Annotated in this window: 16 protein-coding genes; all 16 read right to left on the minus strand. The window is 58.5% G+C overall.

All coding sequences use genetic code 11. From position 1 onward, the window contains the following. Positions 1-2: 2 nt before the first annotated feature. Entirely contained in the window at positions 3-1,718 is a 1,716-nt protein-coding gene (locus tag BVH74_RS18135) for a hypothetical protein (RefSeq protein ID WP_080051459.1), read from the minus strand. A 1-nt stretch (position 1,719) separates the two neighbouring features. After that, a complete protein-coding gene (locus tag BVH74_RS18140) occupies positions 1,720-2,217 on the minus strand; it encodes a hypothetical protein (RefSeq protein ID WP_080051460.1) in 498 nt (165 codons plus the stop codon). A gap of 4 nt (positions 2,218-2,221) precedes the next feature. Continuing rightward, positions 2,222-4,147 (minus strand): tape measure protein, encoded by a 1,926-nt coding sequence (locus tag BVH74_RS18145; RefSeq protein ID WP_177344557.1) that lies wholly within the window; start codon positions 4,145-4,147, stop codon positions 2,222-2,224. Between the two features lie 334 nt (positions 4,148-4,481). Further along, positions 4,482-4,847: a hypothetical protein gene (locus BVH74_RS18150; RefSeq protein WP_080051462.1), complete on the minus strand. Its 366-nt coding sequence runs from the start codon at positions 4,845-4,847 to the stop codon at positions 4,482-4,484. Between the two features lie 54 nt (positions 4,848-4,901). Next, positions 4,902-5,396, minus strand: coding sequence for a DUF4124 domain-containing protein (locus BVH74_RS18155; protein WP_080051463.1), 495 nt, complete (start codon positions 5,394-5,396; stop codon positions 4,902-4,904). Between the two features lie 72 nt (positions 5,397-5,468). Next, entirely contained in the window at positions 5,469-6,206 is a 738-nt protein-coding gene (locus tag BVH74_RS18160) for a phage tail tube protein (protein ID WP_080051464.1), read from the minus strand. A gap of 53 nt (positions 6,207-6,259) precedes the next feature. Then, complete coding sequence (locus tag BVH74_RS18165; protein ID WP_080051465.1) at positions 6,260-6,691, minus strand: hypothetical protein; 432 nt, start codon at positions 6,689-6,691, stop codon at positions 6,260-6,262. Further along, positions 6,688-7,263, minus strand: a complete 576-nt coding sequence (locus BVH74_RS18170) for a hypothetical protein (protein WP_080051466.1) — start codon at positions 7,261-7,263, stop codon at positions 6,688-6,690. Before BVH74_RS18170 ends, BVH74_RS18165 begins: the two co-directional genes overlap by 4 nt. Next, complete coding sequence (locus BVH74_RS18175) at positions 7,263-7,808, minus strand: hypothetical protein (protein ID WP_080051467.1); 546 nt, start codon at positions 7,806-7,808, stop codon at positions 7,263-7,265. Before BVH74_RS18175 ends, BVH74_RS18170 begins: the two co-directional genes overlap by 1 nt. Then, the gene (locus tag BVH74_RS18180; protein WP_080051468.1) at positions 7,805-8,338 is read right to left on the minus strand and encodes a head-tail connector protein; all 534 of its coding nucleotides are present in this window, start codon (positions 8,336-8,338) and stop codon (positions 7,805-7,807) included. Before BVH74_RS18180 ends, BVH74_RS18175 begins: the two co-directional genes overlap by 4 nt. A gap of 5 nt (positions 8,339-8,343) precedes the next feature. Continuing rightward, entirely contained in the window at positions 8,344-8,586 is a 243-nt protein-coding gene (locus tag BVH74_RS18185) for a hypothetical protein (RefSeq protein ID WP_080051469.1), read from the minus strand. Between the two features lie 63 nt (positions 8,587-8,649). After that, positions 8,650-9,888, minus strand: a complete 1,239-nt coding sequence (locus BVH74_RS18190) for a phage major capsid protein (protein WP_080051470.1) — start codon at positions 9,886-9,888, stop codon at positions 8,650-8,652. A 72-nt stretch (positions 9,889-9,960) separates the two neighbouring features. Beyond that, the gene (locus BVH74_RS18195) at positions 9,961-10,680 is read right to left on the minus strand and encodes a head maturation protease, ClpP-related (RefSeq protein WP_080051471.1); all 720 of its coding nucleotides are present in this window, start codon (positions 10,678-10,680) and stop codon (positions 9,961-9,963) included. After that, entirely contained in the window at positions 10,622-11,920 is a 1,299-nt protein-coding gene (locus BVH74_RS18200) for a phage portal protein (RefSeq protein WP_231705543.1), read from the minus strand. The genes BVH74_RS18195 and BVH74_RS18200 overlap by 59 nt, the downstream gene beginning before the upstream one ends. A 7-nt stretch (positions 11,921-11,927) precedes the next feature. Then, the gene (locus BVH74_RS18205) at positions 11,928-13,667 is read right to left on the minus strand and encodes a terminase large subunit (RefSeq protein ID WP_080051472.1); all 1,740 of its coding nucleotides are present in this window, start codon (positions 13,665-13,667) and stop codon (positions 11,928-11,930) included. After that, entirely contained in the window at positions 13,633-14,160 is a 528-nt protein-coding gene (locus tag BVH74_RS18210; protein ID WP_080051473.1) for a phage terminase small subunit P27 family, read from the minus strand. The genes BVH74_RS18205 and BVH74_RS18210 overlap by 35 nt, the downstream gene beginning before the upstream one ends. Between the last annotated feature and the right edge of the window lie 93 nt (positions 14,161-14,253).

The raw sequence follows: 14,253 nt of genomic DNA on the forward strand, positions 1-14,253 counted from the left end.
CGTCAAATCTCCAACAGATCAATTGGCGGTGCCACCCGATAGGTGGATGACTGGCTCGCGGCGATCTCATCACGCCACTGCGCCGGTATCTCAGGTGTATCCACAGCAAAACGGCGCGGATAACGGTCTTCCGGCGCTCCATTGCCTATGGAATAGTTACCCGCAAACCCCGGCAGCGACTCGTCATAAGGCGGACTCTCTATACGCAGCCCCAACTGCGTCGGCTGTACTACCGGGACATTTGGGCTCCAGTCGTCAACAAAAGCGGGGGCATCCGGTACAACGAGAGGATCAGCTACCGCATTCTCTGCCCCTTGACTGACTGCCAACGTGATAGTCAGCAACGCCGCGCCGGTGTCCATGTCCAGATCATCGGTCAACTCAGTAACAGTACCGGTGATGCAAGCCTGATCATCCAGTTTCAAGCGCTGCCCCAGATCCACACCCAAGGCATGAGCCAACGGAATCTGCCAACTGACCAAGTTGCCCCGCTGCGCGGCCAGCAACTGCGCTTTCGCTCGGTGCAAAGCAGTCAGCACTGCATTATCAAGGCGCGCCTGATCACGCCGAGGCAGCTGGGTTTCCGGCTCATCATCGCCAACCAGCCCGCCAGCCGCTCCCCGGCTTTCCTCCCACAGCCTGTCACTATCCGTATCGGTATCCAGAACAACACGCTCGCGCGCAATCACCTCACCGACAGCAGCGACAGCAGCCGGGATCTCCAGCCGTATCGGGTAGCGCTCAACCGCGCGCTGGGTCCAGCGGATCGAAGCGCGCCAATCTGCCCCCAGTAAAAGGTCTGTGTTTTTGTTGTACCAAGGCTGAGGCAGGTTCGGCAGATCCCCCGGCAGGCGATACCACTCGGCATAAGCTACCCACCACCCAGCCTGCTCCGTAGCCTGAATGATCATGGGTATGTCCGGCAGCTCAGTAGAGTCCTCACGCCATGCCAGCAGCCCCTGAACCCCCACAAGTCCTCCGGTACCAGGGTGCTGCCAACTGTAACGCTGGTAGCGCTGCCGGTATCGTGTGTAGCGATAATCCAACTCCAGCTCGACTACATTCGTGGTATCACTCAGCGAGGCCAACGCCACATCAAGCGACTGATACAGCGTGCTGCCCTGAGTGAAAACATAGCTGGTGCCCGCCGAGTACCAGTTCGTTATGCGCGGCTGACCATTCATGGTCACGCTCAAACTGACGGTTTGAGTGCTCAGGCGCTCCTGGGCATATTCCCAGCGGCTGCGCCCTTCGCGCGGCTCAAACACATCGGCGCTCCACCAGCCACCAACCAGTAGATCTATCTGCTCAAAAGGCATAGTCTCAATCGAGTCGGCCAGGCGTGTTGTCGCCTCGCAACTCAGAACCCGGCTGAGTACGTCGAATTCTGGCTGCACCAGGTAGCCAGTAAACCGCCGCACGCTGGTTTGCGCCTCTCCCAACAACACGAAATCCAGTTGCACCGGCATGCCTGTGTAGGCAGCGATGTCCACCGGATCTGGCCCAAGCCAAAGCGCAAAGCTGCACACGCTATCACCCTGCTCTGGCCGGCTGATACGCACCGCCCCAGCCAGACTGGCCGACACATCAGTACCACCCAACGTCAGGGCTATATCCCATACAAAGCTGTCACCGGGCTCCAGCTCCACCGCCGCGCCGCTTGCCCCACCCCACAGCCTATTGAGCGGCCCACTGTTTAGAGGGTTGCTATTGAGCATGTCAAACCTCGCGGCAGAAAAGCTGCCAACTCACAACCCGGTCAGCCAGGCTAGCGGGTGGCGGTGTGCATAGCACAGTGAACCGGGGGTACCAGACGACTTCATACAGCGATGCACCGGCTACCGGGGTCATGCTTGCCACACGGCCGACCATCTCCACTGGCGTACTCACCCGGCGTCCACTCACCAGCGCTTCTGCGATGACCGACTCATCCGGTCGGGCGTCACTGGTAAGTGTCGCCTGCGGCAGAACTGTACTCAGCCGCATTGGGGCAGGGCTCCACAGCTCGTGGTAAGCATCCCAGTCAAGAGAGTCCAGACCGGTATCTATCCAACCAGTGCCCGTAATGGTGATAGTTCTTTTCTTGAAGTGGCGCATGCGCACCGGTCGACCACCGCTCAGCACTGCATCTGTGTAGCCGTCGGGAGCGTCATAGCTTACGGCAGGCACACCGGAACATAGCGTCACCGGGATGCCGCCGAGGATGAGTTCAGGCATGAGGTCAGTTCCGTTTCAATTTGCTCAGCCGCACAAAGCGGGCCAGCTCATCAAGCACCTGTGGCTGACCGCTCAGTTCGAAAGGCTTCCCATCAAGAGATAGGTGCAAAGGCGCACCAGAGGCAGGAGGATTAAAATCACCCACCAGGCCACCATCAGCGAAGCGTGGCAACTGCATACCGTTGATCATGTCCAGCAAGTGAGTTCCATACTTGCGTACCGCAGCCGCCTGAATCATGTACTCACCATTCGAGCCATACATAAGAATGCTGTCGCTGGTGCCAGTGCCCGGCCCGCGAATCAGACCACCGCTGGCGTACCCCGGCAAACTGTCACCGCCACCCGGAGCCTGGACCCGCACGGGCAATATCAGCTCATTACCGAGCTGCCTGGCCAGTTCCATGATCTGGCTACGCACTTTATTCAGGCTGGCTTCATCCATCTCAAAGGAGATAGAAGTGCTTTTGAGTTCCTCAGCCTGCTTGGCCAGGTCTGCCATTTCCAAGCGAATGGCCTGCAGCTTCTCTTCGGCCCGGGTCTGCTCTATGTCATTAGCAGCCAGCTCAATGGCCTCAAGCTCTTTGATAAAGCCAGCAAAGCCATAGGTGTTCTCTCCAGCCTCGGCCAACTCTTGCAACATCTGCAGAGCAGCCTGTGCTTGGCGCTGGGCATCTTCAACATCCCCCCTGGTAAGCGCTTGTCGCGCTCCAGCCTTGAGCGCCTGCGCCGCCCCGTAGGATGCCTCCTGAGTGCCTCCGAGCTTTGTCAGCGCATCCCGGTACCGCTGCTCAATCTTGAGCCTGTCGGCGCGAACCTTCTCAATATCACGCTGGGCCGCTCGCTCCTGTGAAACCAGGCGCCTGGCCGCTGTCTCAGCGTCCTTAATCTGCTGCTCCTGGAGAGTGCGCAGGTCACTTAGATACTTCCGGTAATCTGCCAGTTGCCGATCATGCAACTCTCTCGCCTCAGCCTCAGCCTGCTGAGCAACAGCCCGCAACTCTGCGCTCATCCCTGTTTGCTGCTCGATCAAGGCATCCCTGTATTCCCGCCACGCAGCCAATCGCCGCTCAATCTCAGCATCACTCAGCCAAAGATCGAGAATGCCCCACCCATTGGCGGCAGCCTCCAGCTTTTGAATTTCCTTGTTGGCACGATCAAGATCAGAAACCCCTCCCAGAATGCGGGCCGCGATGTAACCCAGGTCATCACCCAGCGTCACAACCCCACTCCCAGCCTCAACCGACAAGGCCGCAAGATTCACAAGAGCAGAAGTCAGCCTGACGATGTTTTCAACAACAACAGGGTCTGACAGGGTTTTTTTGAGTTCACCCAGCGCCTCAATCAATGGCGCCATATCCGTTTGACCAACAGCCTCCTGAATAGCCCGCTCAATCTGCACCATTGCGTCGCCAACGGTGATATTCATGCCATCTACAGCATCACCCAGGCTATCCAGCTGGCTGTTGATCGCTGGAATAACCTTCTCACTGGTCAACTCTCCTGCCGACGCCAAGCGGATCAGCTCTTGCCTTGTAACCCCCAGGCCACGGGCCAGCGCCTCAGCCAAAGCTGGAGTCCGTTCAATTACGGCATTAAAAGCATCACCCCGCAGCACGCCCTGCTGCATCGCACGGCTCACTTGCTGAATAACCGCCTCGGCGGCCTGCCCCTTGGCAGCACTAGCAACCAACCCTAGGTTCACCGCTTCGGTAAAGTTCAGGATTTCATTGTCAGTAAAACCACGCTCGCGCAACGGCTGCAGAGAGTTGATAAACAACTCAGCGTTGTTAGCCATACTGGTAAAGGTGCGGTCGCTGATATCACGAATGCGATCAAGACTGCGCTCGTAGTCCTCCTGAGTCCCGGTGGCTATCTTCAGCCGGTCGGTCATCTCAACCCAAGAATCAGAAATTCTGGTTACCGAGCGCAAAGCCCCTGACAAAGCCTGAACACTGAAATAAGCCTTGATCGCTCGACCAGCAGTTTTCAATTGCTGCTCAAGGCTATTCAGATCATCGCTGACTTCCTTGAACGTCTGACGGGTGCTGTTCTTACCCTCAATGACAAGCTGAGTCTTGACTCTGGACATTACCCGATATCCTTCATGACCTTGCGGAAGTCAGCCCCAGACACCTGCGCTGCACGCGCGGCAATCAGAGCGATGCGGTTAGCAGCCCGATCCTCGACGGCAATGGCCTTATTGAATGCCTCGATCTGCGCCAGGGTGTAACCTCTAATGTCCTGCAGGTGGTGCCCTGCCCGTATCAGTCGCTGAACGATTTCGCTCCATTCAGCTTGTCGACCATTGCGGGCAGAGCTTCGCCGAAAAAACCAGCATTCTCAGCTACCACAGCAACCAGCAACTGCACAGCCACCGTTGCTGGCAAACGCTTGCGCTGCCACCAGCTCAGGTCAGTCGTCACCGCCAGCACCTTCTGCAGTTGGCCGGCATGCGTGGCGGCATACCGGTTGATCTGCTGCACATTCGCGTTGCTTAGCAGTCCCATCAGTTCAGCCGCTGCCTGGCCATACAGCTCAAAGTGTTCAAGCGTTACCGGCTTGAGCTTCACAGGCTTGCCGGCCAGCACTACTTCGCCCGGCTCCGGGAAAAGGATATTCAGGTTAGACATACAATCTCCGGGCACAAAAAAACCCGCCGAGGCGGGTTTGTGCTTGAACTTAAACTAACGTTGATAAGTACCCTGCACCGTAGTAACGCAACCATTTCTCACATAGAAATAAGATGAACCACCTCGCGGCCAATGGTATGCGTGCTGGCTGCCATTGACGCTGCTTGGCCTACCCCAAGCCCGCAATGCATCAGCTTGAGTCATACCTTCAACAACTTGATTCTTGATGATCATGGTCCGTAGGTCGGTGCTATTGAACTCTCGGCACGCCCCTCGCTCGATATCGGACAAAGCCCTTTCGTAACGCCTCTCAATCTCTCGTCGCTCCCCACTCAACCGGCGCAACTCTTGCTCCCGGTGATAGCCTTCAGTCGGCCCCAGCGTCCCACCAATTTCATTTCTGCGGATCTGCACCTCTTCAGCAGCAGAACCAGAACACGGCGTCTGCGAAAATACCGCTCGACCAGCAGCATCCTCACAGCGATAAACGGTTGCCGCATGCGCCCAGCCAGCAACCATCAGCAGTATAAAAAATGCCATTACGCGCATAGTCACCCCTCCCTGATCAACCCAGGGAGGATCATAGTCCAATGCCAGAGGCACGTCATATACTCGCCATGTTCAATCGACGTCCTGAACATAGAGGAACTGACTCACATCAGTACCAATCTTGGTTGGGTCTTTCTCCGCCTTACCGCTGAACTCCATCGCACCATAATCACTGCCGATCAGACCCAGAGTTGCAGGGCTGTGCGAGATACGATGCACATCCACAATCATCGGTTTACCACTGCGCGCCTCATTCAGCCCCACGAACACCTGCCGGAACTTCCGATTGCTTGCAGTCATTCCCTGAATATCGGCATGGGCAGGGTACGAATATGACACCGTGATTTGGGACTCATCAGGAATGCTACCAGCTTCCAGCACTTCGATACCGGCATCCGAAATGATGTAGTCCTCATCAAGCAAATACGTCACATCGCCTGCCTGATTTTTCACAACAACAGCGCTCGGCTTAGGGAACTTGGTTTTGACAAGCGCCCCATGATAAGCAGTGTGCGGCTCATCCACAGCGTTACCGCCAGGCACATCACTCACCTTAGCCCTCAGCGCCCGTGCGATGTTGGCTTTATTGAAATGATGCGCAGTGTAAGCAATATTCATTGCCGTAATCCGCGAAACGCTTGAGTCTGTTCCACCCCCAGGAGTTGTGTAGTCCGGCAAAACCATATCTTCAACATCTGGCTCATAGCTCAGAGCAGAACAGTTGCCAATAAAAATCAGTTTTTCAGGCGTTTCAATGTCAGCAAGGTAAATCTTGCCGCTGCCAATAAAGGCGCCACGAGTATCAGCCATGGTGAATTCCTCTGGTCATATAAAACCGCCAAAGCGGGTTTCAAATTAAGTAATCAGTAATGCTCGATGTAGCGCACCTGAAGCCTGCATTTCGCAGCACGCTGCGTAGCCCCGTCCAAGGCCTGGTCGTACTCCACGCTTTCCTCTTCAACAGCGCCGGGCTTTAGCGGTCGCTCTGGTTGGTACTGCCCATAGCCAAGAGCGCGCAGAATGTCGTGGTGGCAGCGCTGCATATCCTGCAGACTGGCCACGCGACTGAACTGCGCCTCTACCACATAGGTGGCCAGGCGCTTAACCGTCGGGCCAACCATTTCCTCCATACCGTCGTCCGGCAGACTGACCAGCAGGCAAGGCAGTGGCGCCTTGTCCGGCTTGGATTCCAAGGGCCCATACACAGCCTTGATGTCAGTGTGGAAACCATTGGCCGGGCTAATCTCGCCCAGGCACTGCACAATGGCATCCGTCAGATTTGCACCCTCACTCATCTCACCCCCTTGGCAATTTCAAGCCTGATGCGCCGCTCGAACTCGCGCTGTAAAAACCCATTGACCCAACGCACCGTAGCGCCACCAGACAACTGCTTGAACCAGAACGCAGCAGACGGGGCCAGCGCCTCGCCCAGTGCCCGCTGGTAGGTGTAGGTGCGCTTGGCTCCGCGCTTCTCGCTACGCGTACCAAGCGGCGCTTGCCTGCGGCCCGAAGGATTAACAAAGCCCGCAGCGATCTTCTTGCCCGACGGCCCCATCACCCACACCCGCGCACGGGTCCGATCAATTGGGTCAAAACCCCAGCGCGAATACTCGGTAACAGCAATGCCCGAGCTGGATGGGATGATGCGCGCATCCATGCGCCCCCGCCGCGCCCGCTTGATCACCAAACGACGATTCAAGCGCCGCGATGGCAATGCCACCCGCAGCGGCTTGGTATAGCGCTCACGCCGGGCGCTGGTCGCAGTAGTGTTCAGCGCCCCCCGCAGCACCGGCTCAATGCTGCGATTAACTGTTGCCAGCCGGGCCTCTGCAAACGGCACACCCTGCAACTTGATCCCCAGCTCCATCACTGCGCCTCCAGCCACAAGCCACGCACCACACCATCGTCCGACCCATCGTCGTAAGCGATCACGTTGTAGGTCACATCACCGACAACCAACTGGTCACCAATCTGAGGCCGACCTGCCTCAATCAACGCGACCTCAGCACGAGTCTGGTAGTCCGTGACGCGCCCAGCTTCGTCAACCACAGGAGCGGAATGGATTAAGCAGATACGGCAAGACCTGGGCGGCTGGCCCTCGGCTCGATACTCTCCGGGCTGACCGATCAACTCCGAGCAGGCCAGCTGCATTTCTACCTGCTGCCCGGTAATGTCGCGCACGTCATCAATCAACAGCAGCCGATGCTCAGCGCGCAGGTACCGGCCCGGCACCAAGCTGTCATCCCACCAGGCGCGCACCTGAACCTGCGCACTACTGCGCAAGCCGCGAGCGGGTGCCACGTCGCCCTCTCTGGCACGAATGCCAACCCATACCCAACCGAGCGTTGCAGGATGCAGGCCGTGTGTCAGCTCAAGTACATCTGCCGGGGTATCCAGTTGGCCAGACCTCATGCGGGCACCTCGTAGTCGGTCAGCAAGCCGTCAACAAAACCAAGTTCCGCTGTAATGGTTCCAACCACCACGCCACTAGCGTTCTCATACAGCGCTGCCAAGCGCATCAGCATCCAGTCCACAATCGGACCCGGCACATCGGCAGGCTCATCGCCGTAGCCGGCCAGATAGCGCACACGAACATCACGGCCCAACCAACTGCTGCCATCGGCCGGCAGTACACACGCACGATCTCCGGCGTGCACCTCATACAGCGTCTGGTCCAACACAACACCATCAACGCTCACCTGCCCAACGCTTTGCACTGGCCAGCGCACCAGAGGGATACGCCCCGGAGCATGTAAGGCATGCTGCTCCCATTCCTGGGTAATCAGCGCCCGACCGGTGCGCTTCTCGGCCTGCTGCCGCACACTGCGAATCAGTTGCTCCAGTCGCGCATCCATCTTGTCGTGGCGGACGCGGCACTGCAGCTTGGCATCGGCCAAGGTCAGCGGCTCCTGTTCCGGGCCGCTGATGAGCGTCAGGTGCATAGCTGTTACTCCCCAGGCTGTTGGCCACCAGCAGGCTGCTGATTGCCATCGTCTTCAATCACGCTGTCGACGATTTGTAGCGGCTGGGCTGCAATGGCTGCCTTCAATGCGGCAGCACTGGTATCCACTCGCTTGGCGGCTTCAAGCTGCTGCGCCAGTGCGGCATCCAGCTCAACCACCTGCCCACACTTGAGCCCGTGCGCCGGCTCATCGAGCAGCACAAGGCACTTCACTTTCTTCGCGGCCATGATCTGGCTCCTGTCAGATTGAGACTAAGCACGGAGCTGCGATGCAGCCCCGTATCGGCATCATCACGACGCAGAGTTCTGGTACGCCTTGATTGCCCCACCAACATCCATCAGGCGACCACCGCTGCGCATGAACGCCAGGAAGCCGACCTGCCCCTTGCGGGTGAAAGCGCTATCGCTCATTCGGAACAGGGCAACCTGCATCACATCGCGGATGATGTAGCGGCTGAAGTCACCGAACAGCACCGACTTGTTACCAGCCGCCATCACCGGCATATGCTGGTTGATGCTGTAGCGGTAGCCAGCCAACACATCCGGCTCGCTGGCCGATACACCAGGCAACCAGATCGGACGACCCTCGTTGTCCTTGAGCTTCTTCAGCTCGCGCAGAGTGTTGTCGTGGAACATGAAGGCTGCACCACCACTGCGATAGGCCGGATCAACTGAGTGTTCCAGATCGATCAGATCCTCCCAGGTGATACTGGTGGCCTGACCAGTTGCACCGATCTTGCCAGCAGCCGCGCCGGTCACAATGCCGTGCGGCTGACCAGCACCAGTGCCCGTGGTAAACATGCGGTTGGTGACACGTCCCAAGCGCTGAACCAGACGCTCACGAATGTGCGCCTCGATATCAATAGCGCTGTCCTGAAGCAGCTCAAAAGGTACCGCAATGTCCTTAGAGCTGAACTTGTAGACCACATGCGGCAGAGTGCCGAAGGTTGCATCCTCGCGGTCAACCTCGACGTTCTCGCCGATGATTTCACCCTCTTCCGAGGTTGCGTCAGTGGTCGGAAAGTCCATAGCCGCACCAGATTCGGTGCGAATCACCTGCGCCACTTCGCGCATTCCGCCGTAGGCCTTGAGCGCTTCCAGCAGAGTGGCACTGAACTCACGGGGCACCAGATAGCCACCCTCGGCCGGAACACCGGTGCTCATAGCGTTGCGCAGATCCTCGCGGCGCTTAGCTACGAGCTCGCGTTGCTCGGGGGTAAGCGCATCAATGCCGCCAGCCAGCCAGGAGCGGAAAACGGCCTTGTCTTCCAAGCTACGCTGGGTGGCTTCGTCGTCACTGATACCCTCGCGCTCGGCGCGTTGGCGGGTGGTAAGCTTTTCCTTGGCTTCAATGTCGAGCACCTTCTGGGTGCGCTCAATGTCAGCGTCCAGGCGGTCAATCTCAGCCACCAGATTGTCATACTGTTGCTGTTGCTCCTGCCCCCAGCTATCAGCCGGGTTGGCGTCCATAAGGGCACGGGTTTGCTCGGCCAACTTACGGCGCTGCTCCCGCTTGGCTTGGATACTCATAGAGTCGTTCTCCGGTTTTCAGATACAAAAAAACCGCCAGATGGCGGTGTGAGTGCTGCGTGCGGGAGCCCGCTACGCTGCAAGGCTTTCCAGCAGAGCCAGACGACGCTCAGCCATGGCCCGGTCATACTGTGGCTGCTCGGTTTGCCGCTTGCTGGCCAGCAGGGCGGCGGGGGTGTTGTTGTAGGCGCCCAGGTTCCAACGATTTGCCAAGGCCGCGCCTTGCCCTTCCAGCAGGCTGTCGGCAAAGCCGTGTTCTACCGCCTCATCCGCAGTGAACCAGGTTTCAGCCTTCATCCACTCACGAATCTGAGCTTCGTCCTTGTCAGTCTTGAGCATGTAATCGTTGACGATGCTGCCGTCCACCTTACGCAGCAAGCCTGCCGTGACTTCAAGCTCATCAGCATTGCCAATGGCCAGCGTCCAGGCGTTGTGAATCATGAAGAACGCACCCTGGCTGATACGTACCTCTGCCGCCGCCGTAGCTACATAAGTGGCAGCGCTTGCGGCCAGACCGTCAATCTGCGCAGTAACCCGCCCCCTGTGCTGCTGAATAGCAGTGGCCATCGCACGACCCTCGAACACATCACCGCCCGGACTATTGATCCGTAACAGCACATCCTGTCCATCGAAGTCGCGCAGGGCGCGCACAATACTTTCAGCACTGATGCCGTACCAATCGCCAATAGCGTCGTACAAGAAAATCTCAGGCGTTTCACCCTCGGCGCGGATTTCAAACTTCTTCTCCGCTTTCAGGTTGTCCTGAACCAGTTTCAGCAGCCGGTTTTTCATTAGCCTTTTCTCCCGCCCAAATAAGCTTGTCGCCACCAGCTATGGGCGGCAGATTTTTGATACGGCGCACTTCGTTGACCGTCATGTAGCCCTGCGATCCAGGACCACCGAGCGCCTTGCCCAGATACTCGGCCTCGGCCTTACTGTCACCAGCCAGCAGCCCTTGGCGGTTGAACTCACAAAAATAGCGAGCACTGCGCGGCCACAACTTGCGGTTCAGCTCTTGCTCAATCGGCCGCAGGTGACGGTTCAGCGTCCAGCGCACAAAGCCGATACCCAACTGCTCAATACCGCTGCCCCAACTGCTGGATTTCTCATGCTCACCGATCATGTGCGCCGGCACACCAAAGATCCGAGCAATATCCACCACCTGCCAGCGCCGAGTTTCCAATAACTGGCTGTCCTCGGCAGACATGGTCAGCTCCTTGATATCGGCACCACCTGTGAGCATTGCCGGCAAGTGGCTACGACTACCCCCCTGGTGCCGCTCCAGCCATTTCTCACGCATCAGGTTTACCTGATCCGTGCCCGGGTTGCCGGGGTGCTTGATAGCAAAGTCAGGACGGGCGCCGTTGCTGAAAAAACGGGCACTGTATTCCTCCGCTGCCAGCGCCACCCCAATGCTCTGCCGACCCGCCAGGCCGATCACCGACGGACTCTTGACCCCGTCAAAACCCAGGCTGTGAAAGTGCAGAATGTCTTCCTGGTCTACCCCGAAGTACTCGCCGTCAAGCTCGAAGTAATAAACGTTGCGCCCACCTCGCCGCTCAACCAGCGTCTGCGTCCATGGTAGCGGTATGATTTCCTCTGGCTCCCCGGCTCTGTTACGCACCAGCCATGCATAGCTGTCGCCGCGCAGCAGCTTGCAACTGATCAGATACTCCCAGGCAGCGAAGGCACTGAAGCTCGGGGTGAACTGCTCGTTCAGCAGATACCACACCGGATGATCAACCCTCTCACGGCCATCAGCCGTCCGCTGATAAGCCGGAATGGGTAGCGAGGCAATGGCGCCCGCAATCAGCGCCACGCTCGCGTAAACCGCCGAGGCCTTCATTGCAGTCTGCGAATTTACGGTTGGGCCGGCATAGCTGGGCTGCACATTGAACAGCTCAAGAATCGCCTCGCGGTCACTGGTGCTTACCATGCCGCCGCTATTCTGGATCTGGCCTTCCAGCTCGGCCAGTCGGGTAGTCAGTTGCTCTACCTGGGCCTGCTGCTCGCGGCGTTTTTTTCCGAACATGAAGACCTCACAACAGGATGATGCCGGCCTCCGGTTCTGCTTCAGGGGGCGGCGCAATACTTCTGCCAGCGGCCATGACGCCGGCAACAATACCGTCTACACGGCCCGTGGCCTTATCTTTGGCAATCTTGCGGTTGCCCGCAGGATCCTGTGCTGTTACAGCGTTGGCCGCGCACCAGGTCATTACCGGGTTGCCGTTGTGCCTCAGAGCGCCACCGATCAACAGCCGCTCGAACTCATCCAGCGCTGGCCCCATGTCTTTGTAGCCCTGACCAAAAGCATGAAACTCCGGCAGCACCAAGCCCTCATCGGCAATCATTTGCTTGAGGTCTTCAATGCGCCAACGGTCATAAGCGATGCCCTGCAGGTCGAACTTGTCAGCCACTTCGACCAACTGGTGCAGCACAAACAACTTACTGATCGCCCTGCCCGGCGTGGTCTGCAACCAGCCGTGGTCCTGCCAAGTGGTGTAGGGCACACGGTCCCGGTCAGCCTTCTCGGCCAACCCGTCTTCTGGCAACCAGAAGTACGGCAGCAGCCGCCAATGCGGGTCGCTGTCGTCAGGCTCGAACAACAAAACCAGAGCCGTCAGATCCTGGGTGCTGGACAGGTCCAGCCCCCCATAGCATCGGCGGCCTCGTAACTGCTCAGCAGCATACTCATCGCGGGCACCCAGCCACACGTCACCGCTGATCCATGGGCTCGCAGATTCAACCCACTGGCAGAAATTCAGCCGCCGCACGGTCGCCTCTTTGCTTGGCATGCCTCGCGCCTCAGTCACCTGCTCACGCAAATACTTCATGCCCGGTATGCCATGCTCAAGACTCGGGTTGGCCTTCGCCCAGCAACGTTCATCCTGGAATGGATCATCGGCCTCATCTACCGAGCAGATGAACGCAAAGAAACTGTCGTCATAGTACGGATCACCCGGCATAGCACCCGCCGCACCGGCAGCGCTTACCTTGGCCCCGTACTCGTGGTACTCCCAGCACACGCTCTGCTTGTTGGTGCCACTGTTGGTGATCATGAAGATCAGCGCCTGAGTCCGGTTCTTGGTACCGGCGCGCATCATGTTCACCACCATGCCGCTCTTGTGCTCATGAATCTCATCGAGCAGCGCAATATGTGGGCGCGGGCCTGATTGCCCATCGTCAGCAGCAACCGTGCGGAAAAAGCTGCCTGACCGAAGGTGAGCCAGGTTGAACTCCCGCCCGGGCGCGCCAGACTTCTCCAGGCGCTCCGCCAGCAGCGGCGATTGGTCAACCATCGCCACTGCATCGCGGAACAAAATCTGTGCCTGGTCCTTCTTCGTCGCGGCAGCGTAGATCTCGGCGCGAGCCTCACCGTCGCTGGTCAACCCGTAAAGCCCAATGCCTGCCGCCAGCGGCGACTTGCCCGAGCCCTTCGCTGTCTCAACGTACCCAGTGCGGAATCGCCTGAAGCCGTCTGCGCCCAGCCAACCGAATAGCGAACCAACCACGAACGCCTGCCAGGGCAGAACTTCAAAGGGCTTGCCCTCGAACTGCCCACCATTGAGGCGCAGCACATCCTCAAAGTAGCCAATCGCCCGCTGCGCCAGACTCAGATCCCAGCGCAACCCACGCTCATTGGCGGTCGCCAGATCATGCAGGTGCCGCTTGCAGGCATCACGCACATGCGGTCCGGCAATGATCTCGCCGGCCACCACCTGCTTGGCAAACTGGGTTACGCGATCAGAAGTACTTCTGCGCGATCTCTTTTTGCTCATTGGGGAACAGCTCACCTTGCGGGGCCTGCAATTGCGCTCGCAGGTTGCGCCGCGCAAGCGGACTAAAACCGAATTTCGCCCCAGCCGCGTCAGCGCGGCGTTCGGCGTCGTTACGCAGCTTGCGCCAGATGGACAAGTCTTTGGCACCGGTACGGTAAGTCATCACATCACCACGGCCTTCCAACTCATCGTTCAAGCGCTGGATCTTCAACGTCCAGCGGCGGTAGTCACTAACCGCCTCGCAGTATTGGGCCAGCGCCTGCCGGTCGAGCCTGGTCACCAAACCGAGCAATACCAAGTCAGGGCCCACTCGCTCCCACTCAGCACATGCATCATCGTCGAGCCAGTCCGGCGGCGCAGGCACTTCCACTGGCAGCGGGCTGGCCTGCATCTCATCCTGCAGCTTATGCGCTGGCAGTTTCGACTTATTGCCGGTCAGAACATGCACAATAGCCGGCTTGGCGTGCCGACCAGAATTTGCATTTCCAGCCATAAATCACCTCAGATTTCACACAGGGGCGCACCCCTCAGCAAAGGGGGCCACCCCCATTTTTCCCGCTCACATAAACGAGGTTCCCCCCGTCGT

Origin of the sequence: Halopseudomonas phragmitis (genome assembly GCF_002056295.1) — a bacterium.
Taxonomy (GTDB): domain Bacteria; phylum Pseudomonadota; class Gammaproteobacteria; order Pseudomonadales; family Pseudomonadaceae; genus Halopseudomonas; species Halopseudomonas phragmitis.

Bases quoted from the DNA above. Each gene is read 5' to 3' on its own strand.
- BVH74_RS18135 (WP_080051459.1), bottom strand. From the start codon at position 1,718: ATGCTCAATAGCAACCCTCTAAACAGTGGGCCGCTCAATAGGCTGTGG.
- BVH74_RS18140 (WP_080051460.1), bottom strand. From the start codon at position 2,217: ATGCCTGAACTCATCCTCGGCGGCATCCCGGTGACGCTATGTTCCGGT.
- BVH74_RS18150 (WP_080051462.1), bottom strand. From the start codon at position 4,847: ATGTCTAACCTGAATATCCTTTTCCCGGAGCCGGGCGAAGTAGTGCTG.
- BVH74_RS18155 (WP_080051463.1), bottom strand. From the start codon at position 5,396: ATGCGCGTAATGGCATTTTTTATACTGCTGATGGTTGCTGGCTGGGCG.
- BVH74_RS18160 (WP_080051464.1), bottom strand. From the start codon at position 6,206: ATGGCTGATACTCGTGGCGCCTTTATTGGCAGCGGCAAGATTTACCTT.
- BVH74_RS18165 (WP_080051465.1), bottom strand. From the start codon at position 6,691: ATGAGTGAGGGTGCAAATCTGACGGATGCCATTGTGCAGTGCCTGGGC.
- BVH74_RS18170 (WP_080051466.1), bottom strand. From the start codon at position 7,263: ATGGAGCTGGGGATCAAGTTGCAGGGTGTGCCGTTTGCAGAGGCCCGG.
- BVH74_RS18175 (WP_080051467.1), bottom strand. From the start codon at position 7,808: ATGAGGTCTGGCCAACTGGATACCCCGGCAGATGTACTTGAGCTGACA.
- BVH74_RS18180 (WP_080051468.1), bottom strand. From the start codon at position 8,338: ATGCACCTGACGCTCATCAGCGGCCCGGAACAGGAGCCGCTGACCTTG.
- BVH74_RS18185 (WP_080051469.1), bottom strand. From the start codon at position 8,586: ATGGCCGCGAAGAAAGTGAAGTGCCTTGTGCTGCTCGATGAGCCGGCG.
- BVH74_RS18190 (WP_080051470.1), bottom strand. From the start codon at position 9,888: ATGAGTATCCAAGCCAAGCGGGAGCAGCGCCGTAAGTTGGCCGAGCAA.
- BVH74_RS18195 (WP_080051471.1), bottom strand. From the start codon at position 10,680: ATGAAAAACCGGCTGCTGAAACTGGTTCAGGACAACCTGAAAGCGGAG.
- BVH74_RS18200 (WP_231705543.1), bottom strand. From the start codon at position 11,920: ATGTTCGGAAAAAAACGCCGCGAGCAGCAGGCCCAGGTAGAGCAACTG.
- BVH74_RS18205 (WP_080051472.1), bottom strand. From the start codon at position 13,667: ATGAGCAAAAAGAGATCGCGCAGAAGTACTTCTGATCGCGTAACCCAG.
- BVH74_RS18210 (WP_080051473.1), bottom strand. From the start codon at position 14,160: ATGGCTGGAAATGCAAATTCTGGTCGGCACGCCAAGCCGGCTATTGTG.